Origin of the sequence: Streptomyces sp. R41 (assembly GCF_041053055.1) — a bacterium.
Taxonomy (GTDB): domain Bacteria; phylum Actinomycetota; class Actinomycetes; order Streptomycetales; family Streptomycetaceae; genus Streptomyces.
In genome coordinates this window covers 1,220,660-1,241,258 of record NZ_CP163443.1, presented here as the reverse complement: position 1 = coordinate 1,241,258, position 20,599 = coordinate 1,220,660, and the positions used below count along the sequence as shown (strand labels likewise).

The window sequence follows — 20,599 nt, the reverse complement described above, 5'->3', positions numbered from 1 at the left end:
GTCCACCGTAGCGTGCGCGGGGACGCCGGGTTGACCGGAGCGGGAAGGCCGTCAGCTGCCGGTGCCGGTCCTGCCCCAGTCGGGACCCGCCTTGTCCCATGCCTGGTCCCAACGGGCGTACCGGCGACGGATCATGCGCCAGACGATCAGCCGTCTGCCGCCCTCGACGATGCCCGCGGACAGCAGGGCCGCGCCGAATCCGGCCAGCACGGCGTGCGTCGTCGCGGTGGCGCTGTCCAGTGGGCGGCCGACTATTCGGCCGTGCAGGTCGGTCCAGATGGTGAAGTGGTCCCCATGGTGGGGGGACTTGAGGGCGGCTGTCACCGTGCCGTGGCGCGCGGTGCCGTCCGGTGCCGTCCAGTCGGCGAGGACGCGGCTGTGGGCATCCCGCGCGGAGGAGGTCTCGGGGTCGGGATCCAGCGGGCTGCGGGACAGCTTCTTGACGACGGTGGCCGCCACCTCGTGGCGGCTGTGCCGCTGGTCCCGCACGGACTGCTGCAACGCGTCCTGGGCCGCGGCCCCGACGACGGAGCCGATGACGGGAGCGGCGACGAGGACGAGCAGCACTGCCGCCAGGGCCAGCCAGGCCTCGACCAGATCGGTCGTGCGGCGCAGCGGATTGTGCCGCCAGCGCCAGAGTCCCCTGATAGCTCGCACCGTCCCGCACCCCCTTCCGCGTCCGTGATAACCCGCAGCGGAGCCGCTCACGCGAGAGCACGGGGAAGAGAGAGCGAAATCACCCTTCCCCCGGGCCTCTCATGAACTTCTCACGAAGTCTCAACGATCGTGCCCAGGGCCCGGGTTCCCTCCCGGCGGGCACATTCACGGAACTCGGTCGCGCGGACTATTCGAGGACGGTGACCGGGTCGCCGACGCGCACCGCGCCGGGGGACTCGGGCACCAGATTCTGCCCGAAGACCAACTGGCCGCCGAAGCGGCGGTGGCGCCCGAGGGTGCGCAGGGGCTCTTTGCCGCGCTCGGCGGTCGACTGGTCGGTGGTGGTCACGACGCATCGGCCGCACATCTTGGCGACGCGGAAGGTGACCTCGCCGATGGCGATCCGGGACCAGTCGTCCTCGGCCCAGGCGGCCGTGCCGGACACGACCATGTTCGGCCGGAAACGGTTCATCGGTAGCGGGCCCTCATGGGCGTGGTCGCCTTGCGCGATCAAAGAGTTGAGGGCCTGCAGCGAGGCGAGTGTCGTCACGAGCAGCGGATAGCCGTCGGCGAAGCTGACGGTCTCGCCCGGGCGCGCGAAGTCCGGGTCGACCGGCCGACGCGTGGCGGGATCGTCCATGTGGACGAGGCGAACCTCGACGCCCAGGTAGTCGCTGCACCAGGCGTGCGCGGCGGCGTCGGCGAGGACGGCATCCACCTTGTCCCCGAAGATGTCCAGCGTCGTCGTGCCGATCGGCTCGGGCACGGGAACGCTGACCGGCTCACGGCCTTCCGCGGACAGCCGTATGCCGCCGCCGGGCAGCAGCTCGGCGGCGGCGAGTGCCAGACGTGGCTGCTGGCGTTGCGTGACGACCTTTCCCCCGTCGTCGATCAGTACCCAGCGTCGGTCTCCGGCCAGCCCCCAGGGCTCCACGACGGCCTCCCGGGACGACTGGCCCCGGAACGCCTTGACCGGATGGACATGGATCGAGTGCAGCTCCGCGTTCCCCATGACCGTCATGGTGCCAGCAGGCACCGACAATCCGGCGCGAATTACTCAGTAGCCGCGGTACTGCTGGTTGTTGTAGGGGTCCTGGTAGGGAGCCGGAGCGGGGCGGGGAGCCGCGGGGCGCATCGCCTCGTAGCCCGTGCCGCCCATTGGGCGCTGCTGCTGCGGCTGGGCGCCCGGATAGCCGCGCGGTCCCCCCGCCTGCTGCGGGATGTACGGCGCGGGGGCCTGCTGCAGCGGCGCGGGCTGCTGGGCCTGCGGGTAGCCGTACGAGGGAGCCTGGTGGGAGGGCCCGGCCGGCAGGGCGGGAAGTGCCGACGGGAGGGCCGGCAGATGGCTGCCCGTGTCGTAGGCGGCGGGAACCCGGATCGGAGCGATCTGAGGGGTGCCCCGCTCGGCGACGAGCGAGTCGTAGATCGGGGTGTCCGGGAAGAAGGACGGCGCGGAGTAGTAACCGCCGCCATAGGTGGAGCGGGGGGAGGTCATGGCACATAAGTTAAGCCCACGATGTGCTGGTTGGGGAGACCGATAAGAGGGTTGTTTTCCGTGTCGGCAGTGACGCGGGATCCCCAATGCGAGCGAACTCGGCAAAAAAGGACGCCAAACGGCGCTCGGATCGTGTAAAGGCCGAGTTCCGGGTGGGTTACCCGCGGTTGACCACGGATCTTCCAGTGCGAGGCATGGGAGTTCGGTGGGCCGGGGGATTAGGTTTGGCGGAACGGAGTCAGTGGCCTGCCCGAGGCGCGGCCCGGCGCGGAGACACGTGATGGGGGCGTACATGTCAATGCCTAAGGGATCGAATGTTCCCGTGCCGACGACCGCACTGCGCGTCGAATTGGGCTGGCGTTCAGGACCGGGGGTGCCCGACGCGGATGCCTCGGCGCTGTTGCTGGTGTCCGGAAAGGTCCGCTCGGACGGCGACTTCGTCTTCTACAACCAGCCGGCGCACTCCTCCGGTGCCGTGCGGCACGAGGGCAAGCGGGACGCCGGCGGTCAGGTCACAGACGCTCTGCTCGTCGATCTCGCGCGCGTGGAGCCGGCGATCGAGACCGTGGTGCTGGCCGCTTCCGCGGACGGCGGCACTTTCGGGCGGGTTCCCGGGCTCTACATCCGGGTGGTCGACGCGCAGCGGGGCACGGAGGTCGCGCGCTTCGACAGTGCCGACGCGACCGTCGAGACCGCATTCGTGCTCGGCGAGTTCTACCGGCGCCAGGGCGCCTGGAAGTTCCGCGCCGTCGGGCAGGGCTACAGCAGTGGACTCGAAGGGCTGGCCACGGACTACGGGATCACGGTGGACGAACCGCAGCACGCGGCACCGCCTGCCGCCGTACCGCCCGCGCCCGTCACCCGTGTGCAGAGTCCGCCGCCGCCCCCGGCTCCGCCGGTGACCATGCCACCGCCGGTCGCGCCTTCCGTCACCATGCCGCCGCCCGCACCGCCCGCACCGCCCGCACCGCCCGCACCGCCCGCACCGCCCGCACCGCCCGCGGCTCCGGTCCGCCTCTCCAAGGTGACGCTCACCAAGGAGGCTCCCTCGGTCTCGCTCGCCAAACAGGGCGGCACCTCGGGCACGATGCGCGTGAACCTCAACTGGCAGGTGCGCAAGCAGTTCTCGGGGTGGGGCAGCAAGCGGGGCCGGGCCGTCGCGATGCACGCGGACCTCGACCTCGACCTGTGCGCCCTGTACGAGCTGTCGGACGGCCGCAAGGGAGTCGTCCAGGCGCTCGGCAACGCCTTCGGGGCGCTGCACCAGCCCCCGTACATCCACCTCGACGGCGACGACCGCACCGGCGCCGTGGCCAGTGGCGAGAACCTGTCCATCAACCTCGATCACAAGCAGAGCTTCCGGCGCATCCTCATCTTCGTGACCATCTACGAAGGAGCACGCTCCTTCGCCGACCTGCACGCCACGGTCACCCTCCAGCCGCTCGGCGGCGCGCCGGTCGACTTCTCTCTCGACGAGTGCACGGTGCCCTCGACCGTCTGCGCCCTCGCCCTCATCACCAACAACGGCGGCGACCTGGTCGTCCAGCGCGAGGCCCGCTACCTGGTCCCCGAGCGCGGAGTGAGTCCGCAGCGCACCGTGGACTACGCCTACGGGTGGGGCATGAACTGGACCCCCGGCAGGAAGTGAGCGATCAGCTCTCGTCCAGGGCGGTGTCGGGACGCGCGTAGGTGCGGCCCTTCCAGGCGGCGCCGCGCCCCCTGTAGTGCTGCACCGCGGAATCGACCGTCATGAGGAGGTACAAGAACGCGGTGGCCGGCAGCAGCGGGGCCGGCCACAGCGGCTGCCGGTAGTAGCGGAGCATCGGCAGATACGTCGCCGTCATCAGCAGCCACGCGAGCCCTCCGGCGGTCGCCGCCCACGCGTTGGCCGCGGCAAGGCCCACCACGAGGGCGACCGGCGGCACCAGGTACACCAGGGTCAGGCCGGCGACCGTTCCGGCGAGCAGCGGCGGGCTGTGCCGCAGTTGGGCGTACGCGCTGCGCGAGACCATCCGCCACAGGTCGTGGAGCCGCGGATACGGCCGCACGCTGTTCACCCGCTCGGCGAGCCCCAGCCAGATGTGGCCGCCGCCGCGCTTGACCGCCCGGGCGAGCGCCACGTCGTCGATCACGGCATGCCGGATCGCGTCCGGGATCCGCGCCCGCTCGGCGGCGTCGGTACGGAGCAGGACACAGCCGCCCGCCGCGGCCGCCGTCCGCGAGCCCTTCACCGCGATCCGTCGGAAGGGATAGAGCTGTGCGAAGAAGTAGACGAAGGCGGGCACGACGAGCCGCTCCCACACGCTCTCCACGCGCAGCCGGGCCATCTGCGAGACGAGGTCGAAGCCGCCAGTGCGCGCGGCCGCCACCAACTCCCGCAGGCTGGCAGTGTCATGGGCGATGTCCGCGTCCGTCAGCAGCAGATATTCGGGTCCACGCGCGCGTGCCAGGTCGATTCCGTGGCGCACGGCCCAGAGCTTGCCCGTCCAGCCCGCGGGCGGCTCCCCGGGCGAGTCGACGGTGAGCGGCAGCCCGCCATGCGTGCGGGCGAGTTCACGAGCGAGCTCCCCGGTGCCGTCCGAACTGCCGTCGTCGACGAGGAAGATCTCCGCCCGCCCCGGATAGTCCTGGGCGAGGAGCGACGGCAGGCTCACGGACAGAACAGCCGCCTCGTCCCGCGCCGGTACGACGACACAGACAGAGGGCCAGTCGTCCGGATCCCGGCGCGGCGGCAGCCGCACATCCGTACGCCAGAAAAAGCCCTGGCCGAGCAGCAGCCACAGCCACGCGGCCAGTGATCCCCCAGCGATCCACACAACGGCGCTCACCCGCCGCAGTCTGCCCCACCCCGGCCGTCCGTTGAGGCGGATCGTCTAAGGTGACCGGGTGAAGATCGCGCTCATGGACTCCGGAATCGGACTGCTCGCCGCTGCCACCGCAGTACGTCGACTGCGGCCCGACGCCGATCTCGTGCTCTCCTCGGACCCTGGCAGCATGCCCTGGGGGCCGCGTACGCCGGAGGATGTCACCGCACGCGCCCTCGCCGTCGCCGAGGCCGCTGCGCGGCATCGGCCGGACGCGCTGATCGTCGCCTGCAACACCGCCTCCGTACGCGCCCTGCCCGCACTGCGCGCCCGCCTTGAGCCGGAGGTGCCCGTCATCGGCACCGTCCCGGCGATCAAGCCGGCCGCGGCGGGCGGCGGTCCCGTCGCGATCTGGGCCACGCCCGCCACCACCGGCAGCCCCTATCAGCGGGGACTCATCCGTGAGTTCGCGGACGGAGTGACCGTCACCGAGGTGGCCTGCCCCGGCCTCGCCGACGCCGTGGAACACGCGGATCAGACAGCCATCGATGCCGCGATCGCCGCCGCCGCGGAGCGCACCCCTGAGGATGTAAGGGCCGTCGTTCTGGGCTGCACCCACTACGAGCTGGTCGCCGAGCGCATCCGCGCGGCCGTACAGCAGCCCGGACTTCCGCCGCTGGTCCTGCACGGGTCCGCCGGTGCGGTCGCCGCCCAGGCGCTGCGCAGGATCGGCGAGCTCCCGGACCCCGAGGCTCCCGCCGACTCCGCCGTCACGGTGCTCCTCAGCGGTCGTGAGGGCGCGTTGCCCGCGACCGCGCTGGAGTACGAGGAAGGCCGCCTCCTGTCGGCGGTCAGTCCCGCACGCTGACTTACGGTCACCGCCGGTCATCGCGCGGACGCCCTCCGTACGGCGGCGGCCCACCCGGAGGAGTAACGCTCCGCGACACGGTGCCCGCGGTGCGGAACCTGAGTAGTCTCATTGACATGAGGGACCATCCACACGGCGAAAGCACGCACTCGGAGGTCTGGACCGGGCGTGCGACCAACCGCGTCCAATGGCTGCCCGCGCTCGGCGGCGCCGCCTGCCTGGCGCTCGGTATCGAGCTGGCCGTCGACTCCGTGTGGACGTCGGGCACGGCCCCGCTCGTCATGTCCGTGGTCGGATGCATCGCGGCCGGGCTGCTGATCCTGTTCGGCACGCTCGCGTTCGTGCACGTCGCCGTGAAGGTCGACAAGGACTGCGTCGAGGTGCGCTGCGGCCACATCGGTCTGCCGCGCCGCCGCATTCCGCTCTCCAGCGTCGTGGGTGCCGACTTCGAGCCCCGCGTCACTCCCCGCCAGTGGGGCGGCTGGGGCTACCGCTGGCGGCCTGAGAAGGGGACCGCCGTGATCGTCCGACGCGGCGAGGGCGTGGTGCTGCGTCTCGGCGACGGGCATACGTTCACGATCACGGTGGACAACGCAGAGGCGGCGGTACGGATCATCCGTGACCGTCTGCGCCCGGCCAGCCCCGGCACCGTGATCTGACCCGTTCCTGCCCGCCGGCGTACCGCGCTTCACGGCTCCAATTGGTCGCCGCGGCGACGCTCGATGGTGGCCATGACGTTTTCCGGCCCCTCGTCGGCCAGCGGCCGTGCCGTGGCGAGCCCCGCGAGCAGACCCGCTCCGGCCGTCACCGTGGTGAAGCTCAGCGCGTTGCCGATGGACGCGATTGCGGCCAGCGCGGTCAGGGCCGCGCCCGCCGTCAGCGCGATCGGTGTGGTGCGCGGAGTGCGCCACAGGGCGTACAGGACCCAGCAGAACGCCGCCGCGAGCAGTGCCACGCCGATCAGGCCCTGCTCGGCCGCCTGCTGAAGTGGCGCTGAGTGGGGCTTGCCGTCGGGGAGCAGGGATTGCGTGACCGTCGGGCTGAGCTCTCCGTAGCGCCCGGGACCGACACCCAGCGCCGGATCCTGGCGGGCCAGGCGGAGCGCGTCGCGCCAGAGCAGGACCCGGTGCTGGGTCAGCTGTCCCTCCAAGGAGGCGGTGAGGCCGTCGGGCAGCGCGTCCTCGGCGATCGCCCAGGTCGCTCCCGTCACCAGGGCCGCGGTGAGCGCCAGACCCGCGAGGCCCAGGGCGCGGTGGCGCATGCGGGCGGTGGCCACCGAACACAGCAGGACCCCGGCGCAGGTGACGAACCCCGTGGTCGACCCCAGCACCGCCGCGGTCACCGCGACCCCGGCGGCCAGCAGCCTCAGCGTGAGGCGCAGCGCCGGCGGGCGTGCCGCCCAGGCCGCGCAGCACGCGGCGCCGGTGGAGAGCGTCAGCAGTGCGGCCGTGGCGCCCGTGTGACCGAGCTGCAGGGTGATCTGCGGGCCGGGAGTGGCGATCGCGAGGCCGAGTCCGGCAAGCGCCCCGGCGCAGGGCGCGGCGACCGGCAGAAGCGCCCCGAAGATCCGTCCCGAGGCGTATCCGGCCGCCACCGCGAGTACCGCCAGCAGTACGCCCTCGGGTCTGCCGTCATGCGCGGCCGCCGTGATCAAGGACCAGACGGCGCAGGCCGCGAGCACGATCACGCCCACGGCGTCCGAAGCGTTGCGTCTTTCGTCCGCGGCCGCCGAATCGGCCGCGGACGTCATCCCCGTGGACCCCACCCCGTCGCCCCCCGTGTATGACGGGCCCCGGTCGTCGTGGCCGCATCCGGCCGCACGTCAGAGGCTCGGGCACACGGTAACGGGTGATGCACCGGTTTGTGGACAAGTTGCGCAGAAACGTTGCAGCAGATGCGTGCGGCGCGTCCTGCCGGCAGCCGTTCGCCCACCGAGGCCGACGAGACCGTGCTGTCGGTGCCAAGGTCACGCGCCGTACACTCCCCGAGTGACCGCCACAGCAACCACCGTAGAAGAGCCGGAACAGCTCGAACCCCAGGCCGCACCCGCCTCGCGCGCTGCCGGACTGGCGCGGCGTCTCGCTCCGTACGCCGCCGCGGCGCTCTCCGGAGTGCTGCTGTACGTCAGCTTTCCGCCGCGGACCGTGTCGTGGCTGGCCCTGCCGGCCTTCGCGGTCTTCGCCTGGGTCCTGCGCGGCCGCACCTGGAAGGCGGGTCTCGGGCTCGGTTATCTGTTCGGCCTCGGGTTCCTGCTGCCGTTGCTCGTGTGGACCGGTGTCGAGGTCGGCTCCGGGCCGTGGCTGGCTCTCGTCGCGGTGGAGGCGGTGTACATAGCGCTGGTCGGCGCGGGCGTCACGCTTGTCTCCCGGCTGCCCGCGTGGCCGCTGTGGGCGGCCGCGGTGTGGATCGCGGGAGAGGCGGCACGCGCGCGTGCGCCGTTCGGCGGCTTCCCCTGGGGAAAGATCGCCTTCGGGCAGGCCGACGGCGTCTTCCTTCCGCTCGCCGCGGTGGGCGGCACCCCTGTGCTCGGCTTCGCCGTCGTGCTGTGCGGCTTCGGTCTGTACGAGATCGTGCGCCTGGTCGTCGAAGGCCGGCGAACCCGTGTCGTCCGGCGAGGTGCCGCCGCGGTGGCACTGCTGAGTGTCGTCGTGCCCGTGGTGGGGGCGCTCGCCGCGCGGACGCTGGTGAGTGACAAGGCCGAGAACGGGACGGCGACCGTCGCGGTCATCCAGGGAAACGTGCCGCGTGCGGGGCTCGAGTTCAACGCCCAGCGACGCGCCGTTCTCGACTACCACGCGCGGGAGACCGAGCGGCTGGCCGCCGAGGTCAAGGCGGGCAAGTTCGCCCAGCCGGACTTCGTGCTGTGGCCGGAGAACTCCTCCGACATCGACCCGTTCGCCAACGCCGACGCGCGCGCCGTGATCGACAGCGCGGCCAAGGCGATCGGCGCTCCCATCTCGGTGGGCGGTGTCGTCGAGCGCGACGGCAAGCTCTACAACGAGCAGATCCTCTGGGACCCGGAGAAGGGGCCGACCGACACCTACGACAAGCGGCAGGTCCAGCCCTTCGGCGAGTACCTCCCGATGCGGTCGCTGCTCGGGGCGATCAACAAGAACTGGACCAGCATGGTCCGTCAGGACTTCAGCCGGGGCACCAAGCCGGGCGTGTTCACGATGGACGGCGCCAAGGTCGGCCTGGTCACCTGCTACGAGGCCGCCTTCGACTGGGCCGTGCGCTCCGAGGTCACCGACGGCGCGCAGCTGATCTCCGTGCCGAGCAACAACGCGACCTTCGACCGCAGCGAGATGACCTACCAGCAGCTCGCGATGTCCCGCGTCCGCGCCGTGGAGCACAGCCGCACCGTCACGGTACCGGTGACGAGTGGCGTCAGCGCCGTGATCATGCCGGACGGGAAGATCACCCAGAAGACCGGGATGTTCGTGGCCGACTCGCTGGTCCAGAAGGTGCCGCTGCGCTCCTCCCAGACCCCTGCCACGAAGCTCGGCATCCTCCCCGAGATGGCTCTGCTGCTGGTCGCGGCGGGCGGGCTCGGCTGGGCGGTGGCGACGACGGTTCGTGGACGTCGGAACGTCAGCAGGTAGGACGCCCCGGCCGCCAGGGGGTAACGGAGCGCGGCCGTTAGGGTCGAGTCATGGCTACTCCAGACTTCATTCACACGATCCGGGCCTCCGCGGGCCATCAGCTTCTCTGGCTCCCCGGGGTGAGCGCCGTCGTCTTCGACGACGAGGGCAGAGTGCTGCTGGGGCAGCGCTCGGACAACGGTCGGTGGGCGCTGATCTCCGGTATGCCCGATCCAGGCGAGCAGCCCGCGGCCTGTGCGGTGCGCGAGGTGTACGAGGAGACCGCCGTACGGTGCGAAGTCGAGCGGGTCGTTCTTGTCCAAGCCGGGGAGCAGGTCACCTTCGACAACGGTGACATCTGCCAGTTCATGGACACCACGTTGCGGTGCCGGGCCGTCGGCGGCGAAGCCCGTGTCAACGACGACGAGTCGCTGCAGGTCGGCTGGTTCGACGTGGACGCCCTGCCGGAGCTGAGCGAGCACGCCCTCTTCCGGATCAAGCAGGCACTGTCCGATGCACCCACATGGTTTGCACCCACGACCTGAGGGTGAAGTGTGTGTGGTGACCACATCGGTTGGGGCGTGGGCGCTGCTTAGGGTCGAGGCATGACCGCGCCCAGCGCCCTCCCGGGCCCCCACGCCCCCGCACTCGACCTCGGCGGCCGCACCGCCCTTGTCACCGGCGCCGCAGGCGGCATCGGCCGCGCCTGCGCGCTGCGGCTCGCCGCCGCCGGCGCCAAGGTGAGAGCGGTCGACCGGGACGCCACGGGCCTGGACGCGCTGGCCGAACAGGCCCAAGGCCTGGCGGGCACCGTCGAGCCGCACGTCCTCGACCTCACCGACCTCGACGCGGCGGAGCAGGCAGCCGCGGGCACCGACGTCCTCGTGAACAATGCCGGGCTTCAGCTGGTGCGCCCCATCGAGGAGTTCCCTCCCGATGTCTTCCACACCGTGCTGACCGTGATGCTGGAGGCACCGTTCCGGCTCATCCGCGGAGCGCTGCCCCATATGTACGGGCAGGGCTGGGGCCGTATCGTCAATGTCTCGTCGGTCCATGGACTGCGAGCCTCGGCGTTCAAGTCTGCGTATGTGGCCGCGAAGCATGGCCTTGAGGGGCTCTCGAAAACCGCCGCTCTGGAAGGCGCGCCCCATGGAGTCACCTCGAATTGTGTGAACCCGGCCTATGTGCGCACCCCACTGGTCGAGACGCAGCTCGCCGACCAGGCGCAGGCGCACGGGATTCCGGTGGAGCGTGTGCTGGCCGAAGTGCTGCTGCAGGACAGCGCGGTCAAGCGGCTCATCGAGCCGGCGGAGGTCTCGGAAGCGGTGGCCTATCTGTGCGGTCCGCAGGCGTCCTTCATCACCGGTACGTCCCTGGTGCTGGACGGGGGCTGGACCGCGCACTGAGCCGGGGCCGAACCGGAGCCTGGTCGTGAGTTGTCCACAGGTCCTCTGGTGCCGGCCCGCCGATGCGTAATCCTGTGAGCATGTCCCGCGATCACGTGCAATCCGCCGAGCGCTCGGCCGACAGCGCCGAGGCGCCGTTTCTGGAACTCCTGGCCAGAGGCGCGTCCGCCGACGCGTACGAGCAGCCGGTGCTGCTCGCCCGCGCCGAGGGCCGGCCGCCCGAGCGCATCGCAGCGCTCGAACAGGCCAAGCTGCTCGCCCTGCGTGTGCGCTCGGAGATAGAGGGACGGCGCCGTCGTGAGGCCGAGCTCTCCGCGCTGTTCGAGACCGCGCACGACCTGGCAGGCCTGCGGGACCTCGACGCCGTACTGCAGGCGATCGTGCAGCGGGCCCGGTCACTGCTCGGCACGGACATCGCGTATCTCAGCCTGAACGACGAGGCCAGGGGCGACACGTATATGAGGGTCACCGAGGGCTCGGTCGCCGCGCGCTTCCAGCAGCTGCGGCTCGGCATGGGGGAGGGGCTGGGCGGACTCGTCGCACAGACCGCCCGCCCCTATGTCACCGACGACTACTTCGAGGACGAGCGTTTCCAGCACACCCACACCATCGACGCGGGCGTACGGGACGAAGGGCTCGTCGCGATTCTCGGCGTGCCGCTGATGATCGGGCCCCAGGTCATCGGGGTGCTGTTCGCGGCGGACCGCCGCGCGCGGGTCTTCGAGCGGGAGCAGATCGCCCTCCTCGGCTCGTTCGCGGCCCTGGCCGCGGCGGCCATCGACACGGCGAACTGGCTCGCGGAGACCCGCTCGGCCCTCGACCGGCTGGGCCGCGCCAATGAAATCATCCAGGACCGCAGCGGGGTGATCGAGCGTGCGTCGGACGTCCACGACCGGCTCGCCGAGCTCGTGCTGCGCGGCGGCGGCGTGCACGACGTGGCCGCCGCCGTCTCCGAAGTCCTCGACGGGACCGTCGAGTTCGCCGAATCGGGCGGCGCGTCGACGGCTGCTGTGGAGGCATCCCGCACCGAGGGCCACGCCGTGCGGCACGGGGACGACTGGGTCGCCGCCGTGGCCGCCGGAGGCGAGCTGCTCGGCGCGCTGGTGCTGCGCGGGCATCCGGGCCTCGACCCCGTCGACCAGCGCACCCTGGAACGGGCCGCGATGGTCACGTCACTGCTCCTGCTCGCCAGACGCTCGGCCTCCGAGGCCGAACAGCGCGTCCGCGGCGAGCTGCTGGACGACCTGCTGGACGCCCGCGACCGCGATCCACGCCTGCTGCGTGAGCGGGCCGCCCGCCTGCACGCGGACCTCGATGGCCCCCATGTGGTGCTGGCCGCCCGGCTCGACGCCACGGCCGCCGACGCCGGCCAGGAGTCCGCCGCCCGCAGACGGCTGTGGTCCGCCGCCTCCCATCTCGCCACCACGAGGCACGGGCTGGCCGCCGCCCGCGACGGCGGTACGGTCCTGCTGCTCCCCCTCGCGCCCGGCGACACCGCGACGACCCTGGCCCGCCGTACGGCCAAGCACCTCGGCACCGCGGTGCACGAGGGGGTCACCGTCGGTGCCTCCGCGCCCGTCGAGCAGCTCGCCGCCCGCCCGGACGCGGTGGCCGCCGCGTATGCGGAGGGACAGCGCTGCCTGGACGCCCTGCGTCTGCTCGGCCGCGCCGGAGACGGTGCAGCCGCGGAGGACTTCGGGTTCCTGGGGCTGCTGCTCGCCGGGGACCGGGACATCTCCGGCTTCGTCGACCGCACCATCGGCGGGGTCGTGGCATACGACGAACGGCGCGGCACCGATCTGCTGCGCACCCTCGACGCGTACTTCGCCTGCGGCATGAGCCCGGCGCGCACGAAGGACGATCTGCATGTGCATGTGAACACGGTCGCGCAGCGGCTGGAGCGGGTGGGACGGCTGCTCGGGGACGACTGGCAGAGTCCGGCCCGTGCGCTGGAGATCCAACTCGCCCTGCGGCTGCATCGGTTGTCGTCGGCCGCACCGCACTGACCCCCGCACGCGTCATCCGCGTACGGGGGCCAGGACGAGGTGGGGATCAGGAGGTCAGGCAGTGCGCGCGTCCGCCGTCGGGGCCGTCGCCGGCCGGTCGTCGGTCGGGGTCTCGACCTCGGCCAGGTCGCGGTGGCGTGTCTCCTTGGCGGCTCCCACCGCGATCAGTGTCAGGACGGCCGCCGCGATCACGTACAGGGCGATCGGTGTGGAGCTGCCGTAGTCGGACAGCAGGGCGGTCGCGATGAGCGGTGCGGGTGCGCCCGCCGCGACCGAGGCGAACTGGGCGCCGATGGAGGCACCCGAGTAGCGCATCCGGGTCGCGAACATCTCGGAGAAGAAGGCGGCTTGGGGTGCGTACATCGCGCCGTGCAGGACCAGGCCGACGGTGACGGCGAGCACCATGTTCCCGAAGCCGCCGGTGTCGATGAGGGAGAAGAACGGGAACATCCACAGGCCGACTCCGGCGGCGCCCAGCAGATAGACGGGCCGGCGGCCGATCCGGTCCGAGAGCGCGCCCCAGGCCGGAATGACGGCGAAGTGCACGGCGGACGCGATGAGCACCGCGTTGAGCGCCGTCTGCTTGGAGACGCCGGCCGACGTGGTGGCGTACACGAGGATGAAGGCGGTGATCACGTAGTAGCTGATGTTCTCCGCCATGCGGGCGCCCATCGCGACGAGCACATCACGCCAGTGGTGGCGCAGCACGGAGACCAGTGGCAGCTTCTCGGCCTCCGCGGCCTGCCCGTCCCGTGTCGCCGCGCGAGCCTTGGCCTGCGCCAACGCCTGCTTGAACACGGGCGATTCATCGACAGACAGACGTATCCACAAACCGACGATCACCAGGACGCCGGAGAGCAGGAACGGGATGCGCCAGCCCCAGGAGCCGAAAGCGTCGTCCGACAGCGTGGCCGTCAGCAGCGAGAGCACTCCGGTCGCCAGGAGCTGCCCCGCGGGCGCCCCGGTCTGCGGCCACGAGGCCCAGAACCCGCGCCGCTTGGCGTCGCCGTGCTCGGACACCAGGAGGACGGCGCCGCCCCACTCGCCACCCAGCGCGAAGCCCTGCACCAGACGCAGCACGGTGAGCAGTACAGGGGCGGCCACGCCGATGGTCGCGTACGAGGGGAGCAGGCCGATCGCGAACGTCGCCCCACCCATCAGCAGCAGGCTCAGCACCAGCAGCTTCTTGCGGCCGAGCCGGTCTCCGTAGTGCCCGAAGACGAGCGCACCCAGTGGCCGGGCCGCGAAGCCCACCGCGTACGTCAGGAACGACAGCAGCGTGCCGACGAGCGGGTCGTAGTCCGGGAAGAACAGTTTGTTGAAGACGAGGGCAGCGGCGGAGCCGTAGAGGAAGAAGTCGTACCACTCGATGGTGGTGCCGATGAGGCTCGCGACGACGATGCGCTTGAGGCTGGCGGGTGGTGGGGGAGCGGTTGCTGCGGAGGCCATGTGCGCCACTTCCTCGTGGTCGGTGGGGACGGGTACGTGTCGGCACACCGTAGGAAGACACAGGTCAGGCGCACATGTGCTGGGACAACATAGTTCAAGGGCGGGGTGTGCGTGCAGCCCCCATGCCTCCGTTCGGGCGCTCTCCGGAGCCGTACCGGAACAGGGCATGACGGGCGGACGTCCGCCCGCGTGGGTTCAGGCCTCCGGGATCGTGTCGGGCAGGCCGAGCGCGGCGGAGCAGTGGCGCCAGATGGCCGTGAGGGCCGTCTCCAGGGTGACGGTGGGATCGCGCAGCATCAGCCGGATTCCGTAGCCGTCGCTCAGGGAGAGGAGGAGCGTACTGAGTTCGTCCACGTCGGTCGGGGTGAACTCACCGGACGCGATGCCGCGCCGCACCGCGTCGGCCACCCACTCGTGGAGTTGGGCGTACAGGTCCACCGCGAACTGCCGTGTCGTCTCGTCGCGCAGCGCTCGTACCCACAGCTCCTGCCACAGCCGCCAGTCCTGGTGCAGTTGGGGGTCCGTCGGCAGCAGGCTGCGGAGAATGCGGGCGAGGGTGACGGCGGCCGGCACGGACTCCGCGTCGCGCCCCACGTCGACGGCCGTGTTGGCGAAGGAATGGGTCATCGCCTCGGTGAAGAGCTTTTCGCGTGTGTCGAAGTGGTAGTGCAGCAGCGCCGTCGACACCCCGGCCCGCTCGGCGACCATCCGCATCCGGATCTTCTCGAAACCGGTCTCGGCGATGACCTCGCACGCGGCGGTCAGGATGCGCTCGCGCGTGTCCGCCGTGCGCACCTTGGTTGACACCCTGCGACTCCCCTCGTCCGGCGGCTGTACGCCGCCACCATTTTCTCTCACTGCCGGGTCACCGGTGCCGCCGCCTCGCTCGGTCCCCGTTCCGGGTAAGGGTAGAAGCCCCGGCCGGACTTCCGGCCGAGCAGGCCCGCCTCCACCATGCGGGACAGCAGGGGCGGCGGGGAGTACAGCGGCTCCCTGAACTCGGCGTACAGAGACTCGGCGATGGCCCGCGTGGTGTCCAGGCCGATCAGGTCGGTCAGAGCGAGCGGACCGAGCGGGTGGGCGCAGCCCAGGACCATGCCGCGATCGATGTCCTCCACGGTCGCGGCGCCCGACTCCACCATGCGGACCGCGGCCAGCAGATAGGGCACGAGCAGCGCGTTCACGACGAAGCCGGCCCGGTCCTGGGCATGCACGACCTCTTTGCCGAGCACGCCGACGACGAAGGCGCCGGCGCGTGCCGTGGTGTCCGCCGACGTCAGCAGTGACGGCACGACCTCGACCAGCCGCAGCACCGGAACCGGGTTGAAAAAGTGCACGCCGACGACCTGGCCGGGCCGCGAGGTCGCGGCGGCCAGCCGGATGACCGGGATCGAGGAGGTGTTGGTGGCGAGGATGGCCTCCGGCGCGCTGACCACGCAGTCCAGCCGTTTGAACAGGTCGAGTTTGACCCGCACGTCCTCCGCGACGGCCTCGATGACCAGGTCACAGTCGTGCAGGGCCTCGATCTGTTCGACCACCGTGATCAGGCCCAGGGCCGCCGCACGCCGTTCGGCCGTGAGCCTGCCGTGCGCGACGGCCCGGTCCAGCGAGCGGACGATGCGCCCGCGGCCCGCCCGCGCCGCCCCCGCGTCGCGCTCCACGACCGTCACCGGCACTCCGGCCCGCGCGCCGACCTCGGCGATGCCCGCGCCCATGAGACCGCAGCCCACTACTCCGAGCCGCCCGATGGCGCCCATTGGTTCTCCTCTTCGTCTCGGATCCGTCCGCGCCCCGGGCAGCGGCCTGCTACGGGACGGGCTGGACCGGGGCCGCGCAGGCCCCGGCACCGTCACCGGGTGACGGGCAGGTCCAGGACCCCCGACCCCCGCTTGACGAGCTCGTTGGCGATGATCAGTCGCTGGATCTCGGAGGTGCCCTCCCAGATGCGGTCCACCCGCAGCTCGCGGTAGAGCCGCTCAACGGCGTACGACCGGTCGTAGCCCCGGCCGCCGTGGATCTGGAGACAGCGGTCGATCACCCGGCCCGAGGCCTCGCTGGCGGCGAGCTTGGCGATGGATGCCTTGGCATGCACGGTCTTGCGGTCCTCGGGCGAGGCCTGGTCCACCTCCCACGCCACCTGGTGGGTGTAGGCGCGGTTGACCGCGATGTCCACGGCGCAGTCGGCGAGCATGCCCTGCACCAGTTGGTAGGTGGCGATGGGCGCCCCGAACTGTTCGCGTTCCACGGCCCAGTCCCGGGACAGTTCCAGGGCCCGCTCCGCCGCCCCGATGGTGCGCGCCGCGATCATCAGGCGCTCCTCGGTGAACCACGAGCGCGTGATGTCGTGGCCCTCGCCGATGCCGCCGAGCACGGCGTCCTCGCCGACCTGCACATCGGTGAAGGTGAACTCGGGGTGCTCGTAGACGAAGGTGTGCATGAAGCGCGGTACGCGCGTCATCTCGATGCCGGGTGCGTCCTTGTCGACGAGGAACAGCGTCGGCGCGCGGTTCGCTCCCGCCGCGGCGAGGACGATCATGAAGTCGGCGTGGTCGCCGACGGTCACGAACCACTTCTCGCCGTTCAGGACCCAGCCGCGGTCGTTCTTCGTCGCCGTGGTGGCCAGGTTCCGCGGGTCCGAGCCGGCGCCCGGCTCGGTCACCGCGTAGCAGTCCCGGCGCTCGCCCCTGATCACCGGGATCAGGAAGCGCTCGCGCTGCTCGGGCGTGCAGTGGCGCAGCGCGTTGGCCGGCCGCCAGACCATGTCCCACAGGGCGCCGGTGAGCCGTCCCAACTCCTCCTGCACGGTGACCTGTTCGGCGATGGTGAGGCCGGCGCCGCCCCACTCGGCGGGCATGTTGACGGCCTGCAGCCCGGCGTCGAGCACCGCGTCGCGGATCTTGGCGTGCGCGCTCTCGGGCAGGCCGTTGCCCTCCTCGCACGGGAGCTCGTAGGGGGTGATGAAGTCGGTGAGGGCACGCGCGTCGGCCTTGAGCCGGACCTGGCGCGGGGTGAGGCGGAAGTCCATGGAAGTCCTCGCTGCTCGGTGATGTGTGGGTGGCGCGGGGGTCACGGGGTCGGCAGCGCCAGGGCGCGGGTGCCGCGTTTGACGAGCTCGTTGGCGATGATCAGTCGCTGGATCTCGGAGGTGCCCTCCCAGATCCGGTCGACGCGCAGTTCGCGGTACATGCGCTCGACTGGACAGGTGCGGTCGTAGCCGCGGCCGCCGAAGATCTGCAGGCACCGGTCGGCGACCCGCCCCGCCGCCTCGCTGGCGGCGAGCTTGGCGGTGGAGGCCTTGGCGTGCAGGGTCTTGCGGTCGGTGTGCGGCTGGTCGGCCTCCCACGCGACCTGGTGGGTGTAGGCGCGGTTGACCGCGATGTCGACGGCGCAGTCGGCGAGCATGCCCTGGATCAGCTGGTACGAGGCGATGGGGGCGCCGAACTGCTGGCGTTCCACGGCCCAGTCGCGGGCGAGCTGAAGGGCGCGCTCGGCGGCGCCCACCGTGCGGGCCGCGATCATGAGGCGCTCGTCGGTGAACCATTGCTTGGTGAGCTCGTAGCCGTTGCCGACGCCGCCGAGCACGTCCTGGTCGGCGACGAAGACATCGGTGAAGGTGAACTCGGGGTGCCCGTTGACCGCGGAGTGCATGAAGCGGGGCACCCGTGTCATCGCCACGCCCGGGGCGGCTCTGTCGACGAAGAACAGCGTGGGCAGCCGCTCGGGCCCGGCGTCCGCCTGGACGAGCAGGAAGTCGGCGATGTCGCCGCAGGTGACGAACCATTTCTCGCCGTTGAGCAGCCAGCCGCCGTCGGTCCGGGTGGCGGTCGACGTGCCGGAGGCGGGGTCGGACCCGGCGCCCGGCTCGGTGACGGCGAACGCGTCGAACCTCTCGCCGCGGATGACGGGCAGCAGATACTTCTCGCGCTGACGCTCGTCGCCCTGGGCCAGGACGTTGGCGGGCCGCCAGGGGATGTCCCACAGGCAGTTGGTGACCTTGCCGAACTCCTCCTCGACGATGACCTGGTCGAGCAGACTGAGCCCGGCGCCGCCCCACTCGGCGGGCATGTTGATGGCGTAGACGCCCGCGTCCATCGCGGCACGCGTCAGTTCGGCGACGGTCTCCTGCGGGAGGGGGCCGCCGGCCTCCTCGGCTTGTTCCTCGTAACGCATGAGCAGCCGGGCGTAGTCGGCCGCGCGCCGCTTCAGGCGGGCCTGTTCAGGGGTGTAGCGCATGTCCATGGGGGACCTCTTCGGTACGGGGACGGCGGGTGGGGCGGGTGTCAGGCCAGTACGGCGCGGGAGTCCAGGGCGAGGACTCCGGTGGGTCGCACGAGCAGGGGGTTGACCTCGAGTTCGGCGATCTCGGGGTGGGCGGCGGCGAACGCGGTGACGGTCTCGATCGCCCTGGCCGCCGCGGTCACGTCGACGGCCGGCCGGCCGCGTACGCCGTCCAGCAGGGCGGCGGTGCGCAACTCCCGCAGCAGCCGCAGGGCACGGTCGGCCGGCACGGGAGCCAGGGTGAACATGACGTCGCGCAGCGGCTCGGCCAGTACTCCGCCCAGGCCCACCATGGCGACCGGCCCGAAGCGCGGGTCGCGGTCGACGCCGACGATCAGCTCGACTCCGTCGGAGAGGTCCGCCATGGCCTCCACCGAGTAGGCGGGCGCGCCCAGCCGTGCGTTCATCTCGCGGAAGGCGGCGAGCAGTTCGTCGGGGTCGGCCAGGCCCAGCGCCACACCACCGGCGTCCGACTTGTGCAGCAGGTGCAGGGCCTTGAGTACGTAGGGGCCGGCGAACTCGCGTGTGGCCGCGAGCAGTTCGCCTTCGTCGCGGACTTCGCGCGCGGCGGGGAAGGGGAGCCCGGCGGCTTCGAGCGCCCGGCGGGTCTCGAGGTAGCCGGACTCCCGCAGCGGCCCGGCGGCGCGCGGGAGGGGCGTGAGACCGATGTCGTAGGCGGTCGGCGCCGTCGCGGCGAGTGCGCGCGCCGCGTCCTCGGTCGCGCCGAACACGGGGATGCCGGCCGAGATGAGGATGCGGCAACTGGGGGAGTGCGGGTACATCGACTGGACCACCAGTGGCTTGGCGGTGACTCGGTGGTGGGCGGCGATGAGACGGGCGGCCTCCTGCTCTCCTTCCGCCAGCGTGGCCCCGCCCCCGCCGAGCCCGCCCGCCGCCGCGTAGCCACCGAAGTAGCCGGTCATCAGCACGGCGTCCGTCTCCTCGGCCGCCAGCAGCGCGGCGACGGTCTCGGCGTACGAGCCGGGGGCCTGCTCGCCCATGCCCGCCAGGTCCACCGGGTTGCCGACGGCCGACTGCTCCCACAGTGCCTCCCGCAGGAGCAGCTGGGTCGGCGGCTCGAGTTCGGGCACGGCCAGCCCGGCCGCCTCGACGGCGTCGGCGGCGATGACTCCGTGACCGCCGCCGTCGGTGAGCACGGCGACCCGGCGGCCGGCGGCCCGGCGTCCGCCCGCCAACGACGCGAGGACGACGGTGAGTTCGCGTGGCGTGGCGACGAGTTCGACCCCGGCGTCGCGGCACGCGGCGGCGACGACGTCGGCGGACGTGGTCAGAGCGCCGGTGTGCGACTGGGCGCTGCGCGCGGAGGCGTCGCCGCGTCCGGCGGTGAGCAGGACCACCGGCTTCCCGGCGACCGAGGCGGCTTCGGCGAAGGCGCGTCCGTCGGCGAAGTCCTCGGCGTAGACCGCGATGGCCCGGGTGCCCTCGTGCCGGGCGCAGTCGGCGAGCAGGTCGACGAGGGTGACGTCGGCCTGGTTGCCGAGGGAGACGAAGCGGGAGAAGCCCAGGCCGTGCGGGTGGAACCGGAGCTGCAGTTCGAGGGCGAGGTTCCCGCTCTGGCTGAGCAGGGCCACGCCGCCCGGCGTGAAGGTGTCCGAGGCCAGGAAGAGGTCGGTGGTGTTGTCCGCGAGGCCCAGGCAGTTGGGGCCGACCATCACGGCGCCGGCGGCGCGCACGCGTTCCGCGACGGCGTGTTGGCGTGCCCGTCCGGCGGCTCCGGTCTCCGCGAACCCGGCGGTGATGGCGACGATCGCGCGTGCCCCGCACTCCAGGGCTTCGTCGACCGCTGCCTCGAAGCCGGCCGCGGGCACCGAGACGACCGCCAGGTCGACGGGCTCGCCGATCGCCCGGAGGCTGGGTGTGGCGGTGCGCCCGAGGACCGTCCCGCCGCGCCGGTTGACCAGGTGGACGGGGCGGCGACCGTTCGCCCGGACGGCCTGGGCGGCGATGGCGTGGCCGTACTTGGCGGGATCGTCGCTCGCGCCCACGACGGCCACGGAGACGGGGTCGAAGAGCGCCGACAGGTCGCGTCCCATG

At 71.8% G+C, this 20,599-nt stretch carries 18 protein-coding genes; 7 read left to right on the top strand and 11 right to left on the bottom strand.

What is annotated here, in order from left to right:
* Positions 1 to 51: 51 nt before the first annotated feature.
* The 3 genes from AB5J53_RS06080 to AB5J53_RS06070 form a co-directional block, all read right to left on the bottom strand.
* A complete protein-coding gene (locus AB5J53_RS06080; RefSeq protein ID WP_369244575.1) occupies positions 52 to 657 on the bottom strand; it encodes a hypothetical protein in 606 nt (201 codons plus the stop codon).
* Positions 658 to 844: 187 nt separating this feature from the next.
* A complete protein-coding gene (locus AB5J53_RS06075) occupies positions 845 to 1,669 on the bottom strand; it encodes an MOSC domain-containing protein (protein WP_369244574.1) in 825 nt (274 codons plus the stop codon).
* 45 nt (positions 1,670 to 1,714) lie between these two features.
* Positions 1,715 to 2,152, bottom strand: a complete 438-nt coding sequence (locus AB5J53_RS06070) for a DUF6643 family protein (RefSeq protein ID WP_369244573.1) — start codon at positions 2,150 to 2,152, stop codon at positions 1,715 to 1,717.
* Between the two features lie 280 nt (positions 2,153 to 2,432).
* Between AB5J53_RS06070 and AB5J53_RS06065 the strand changes: the two genes are divergently transcribed.
* Positions 2,433 to 3,800: a TerD family protein gene (locus AB5J53_RS06065; protein ID WP_369244572.1), complete on the top strand. Its 1,368-nt coding sequence runs from the start codon at positions 2,433 to 2,435 to the stop codon at positions 3,798 to 3,800.
* A gap of 4 nt (positions 3,801 to 3,804) precedes the next feature.
* Here AB5J53_RS06065 and AB5J53_RS06060 read toward each other — a convergent pair whose 3' ends face one another.
* Positions 3,805 to 4,980: a glycosyltransferase gene (locus AB5J53_RS06060; RefSeq protein WP_369244571.1), complete on the bottom strand. Its 1,176-nt coding sequence runs from the start codon at positions 4,978 to 4,980 to the stop codon at positions 3,805 to 3,807.
* 58 nt (positions 4,981 to 5,038) lie between these two features.
* On the opposite strand from AB5J53_RS06060, the gene AB5J53_RS06055 reads away from it, so the two are divergent.
* The gene (locus AB5J53_RS06055) at positions 5,039 to 5,824 is read left to right on the top strand and encodes a glutamate racemase (protein WP_369244570.1); all 786 of its coding nucleotides are present in this window, start codon (positions 5,039 to 5,041) and stop codon (positions 5,822 to 5,824) included.
* Between the two features lie 116 nt (positions 5,825 to 5,940).
* Positions 5,941 to 6,483: a hypothetical protein gene (locus AB5J53_RS06050; RefSeq protein ID WP_369244569.1), complete on the top strand. Its 543-nt coding sequence runs from the start codon at positions 5,941 to 5,943 to the stop codon at positions 6,481 to 6,483.
* Between the two features lie 29 nt (positions 6,484 to 6,512).
* Here AB5J53_RS06050 and AB5J53_RS06045 read toward each other — a convergent pair whose 3' ends face one another.
* Positions 6,513 to 7,574: an O-antigen ligase family protein gene (locus AB5J53_RS06045; protein ID WP_369244568.1), complete on the bottom strand. Its 1,062-nt coding sequence runs from the start codon at positions 7,572 to 7,574 to the stop codon at positions 6,513 to 6,515.
* Positions 7,575 to 7,812: 238 nt separating this feature from the next.
* Between AB5J53_RS06045 and lnt the strand changes: the two genes are divergently transcribed.
* The 4 genes from lnt to AB5J53_RS06025 all read left to right on the top strand — a co-directional run bounded on the left by lnt (position 7,813) and on the right by AB5J53_RS06025 (position 12,817).
* On the top strand, positions 7,813 to 9,426 hold the full coding sequence (gene lnt / locus AB5J53_RS06040; protein ID WP_369244567.1) for an apolipoprotein N-acyltransferase: 1,614 nt from the start codon (positions 7,813 to 7,815) through the stop codon (positions 9,424 to 9,426).
* 50 nt (positions 9,427 to 9,476) lie between these two features.
* Positions 9,477 to 9,950, top strand: a complete 474-nt coding sequence (locus AB5J53_RS06035; RefSeq protein ID WP_369244566.1) for an NUDIX domain-containing protein — start codon at positions 9,477 to 9,479, stop codon at positions 9,948 to 9,950.
* 60 nt (positions 9,951 to 10,010) lie between these two features.
* Positions 10,011 to 10,811: a 3-hydroxybutyrate dehydrogenase gene (locus AB5J53_RS06030; protein WP_369244565.1), complete on the top strand. Its 801-nt coding sequence runs from the start codon at positions 10,011 to 10,013 to the stop codon at positions 10,809 to 10,811.
* Between the two features lie 80 nt (positions 10,812 to 10,891).
* Positions 10,892 to 12,817 (top strand): helix-turn-helix domain-containing protein, encoded by a 1,926-nt coding sequence (locus AB5J53_RS06025; RefSeq protein ID WP_369244564.1) that lies wholly within the window; start codon positions 10,892 to 10,894, stop codon positions 12,815 to 12,817.
* A 54-nt stretch (positions 12,818 to 12,871) separates the two neighbouring features.
* On the opposite strand, the gene AB5J53_RS06020 is transcribed toward AB5J53_RS06025, so the two are convergent.
* From AB5J53_RS06020 to AB5J53_RS05995, 6 genes are all read right to left on the bottom strand, one after another.
* The gene (locus AB5J53_RS06020) at positions 12,872 to 14,266 is read right to left on the bottom strand and encodes an MFS transporter (protein ID WP_369244563.1); all 1,395 of its coding nucleotides are present in this window, start codon (positions 14,264 to 14,266) and stop codon (positions 12,872 to 12,874) included.
* A gap of 195 nt (positions 14,267 to 14,461) precedes the next feature.
* Positions 14,462 to 15,073, bottom strand: a complete 612-nt coding sequence (locus AB5J53_RS06015) for a TetR/AcrR family transcriptional regulator (RefSeq protein WP_369244562.1) — start codon at positions 15,071 to 15,073, stop codon at positions 14,462 to 14,464.
* Between the two features lie 47 nt (positions 15,074 to 15,120).
* Positions 15,121 to 16,023 carry a 3-hydroxybutyryl-CoA dehydrogenase gene (locus tag AB5J53_RS06010; RefSeq protein ID WP_369244561.1) on the bottom strand — a complete coding sequence of 301 codons (903 nt, stop codon included), beginning with the start codon at positions 16,021 to 16,023 and terminating at the stop codon, positions 15,121 to 15,123.
* 92 nt (positions 16,024 to 16,115) lie between these two features.
* Positions 16,116 to 17,291: an acyl-CoA dehydrogenase family protein gene (locus tag AB5J53_RS06005; RefSeq protein ID WP_369244560.1), complete on the bottom strand. Its 1,176-nt coding sequence runs from the start codon at positions 17,289 to 17,291 to the stop codon at positions 16,116 to 16,118.
* Positions 17,292 to 17,332: 41 nt separating this feature from the next.
* On the bottom strand, positions 17,333 to 18,505 hold the full coding sequence (locus AB5J53_RS06000) for an acyl-CoA dehydrogenase family protein (RefSeq protein WP_369244559.1): 1,173 nt from the start codon (positions 18,503 to 18,505) through the stop codon (positions 17,333 to 17,335).
* Positions 18,506 to 18,546: 41 nt separating this feature from the next.
* Positions 18,547 to 20,598 (bottom strand): acetate--CoA ligase family protein, encoded by a 2,052-nt coding sequence (locus AB5J53_RS05995; RefSeq protein WP_369244558.1) that lies wholly within the window; start codon positions 20,596 to 20,598, stop codon positions 18,547 to 18,549.
* Between the last annotated feature and the right edge of the window lies 1 nt (position 20,599).

Coding starts and splice junctions, on each gene's coding strand:
- AB5J53_RS06065 (WP_369244572.1), top strand. CDS start 2,433: ATGGGGGCGTACATGTCAATGCCTAAGGGATCGAATGTTCCCGTGCCG.
- AB5J53_RS06025 (WP_369244564.1), top strand. CDS start 10,892: ATGTCCCGCGATCACGTGCAATCCGCCGAGCGCTCGGCCGACAGCGCC.
- AB5J53_RS06035 (WP_369244566.1), top strand. CDS start 9,477: ATGGCTACTCCAGACTTCATTCACACGATCCGGGCCTCCGCGGGCCAT.
- AB5J53_RS06030 (WP_369244565.1), top strand. CDS start 10,011: ATGACCGCGCCCAGCGCCCTCCCGGGCCCCCACGCCCCCGCACTCGAC.
- AB5J53_RS06075 (WP_369244574.1), bottom strand. CDS start 1,669: ATGGGGAACGCGGAGCTGCACTCGATCCATGTCCATCCGGTCAAGGCG.
- AB5J53_RS06010 (WP_369244561.1), bottom strand. CDS start 16,023: ATGGGCGCCATCGGGCGGCTCGGAGTAGTGGGCTGCGGTCTCATGGGC.
- AB5J53_RS06050 (WP_369244569.1), top strand. CDS start 5,941: ATGAGGGACCATCCACACGGCGAAAGCACGCACTCGGAGGTCTGGACC.
- AB5J53_RS06005 (WP_369244560.1), bottom strand. CDS start 17,291: ATGGACTTCCGCCTCACCCCGCGCCAGGTCCGGCTCAAGGCCGACGCG.
- AB5J53_RS05995 (WP_369244558.1), bottom strand. CDS start 20,598: ATGGGACGCGACCTGTCGGCGCTCTTCGACCCCGTCTCCGTGGCCGTC.
- AB5J53_RS06000 (WP_369244559.1), bottom strand. CDS start 18,505: ATGGACATGCGCTACACCCCTGAACAGGCCCGCCTGAAGCGGCGCGCG.
- AB5J53_RS06045 (WP_369244568.1), bottom strand. CDS start 7,574: ATGACGTCCGCGGCCGATTCGGCGGCCGCGGACGAAAGACGCAACGCT.
- AB5J53_RS06070 (WP_369244573.1), bottom strand. CDS start 2,152: ATGACCTCCCCCCGCTCCACCTATGGCGGCGGTTACTACTCCGCGCCG.
- AB5J53_RS06020 (WP_369244563.1), bottom strand. CDS start 14,266: ATGGCCTCCGCAGCAACCGCTCCCCCACCACCCGCCAGCCTCAAGCGC.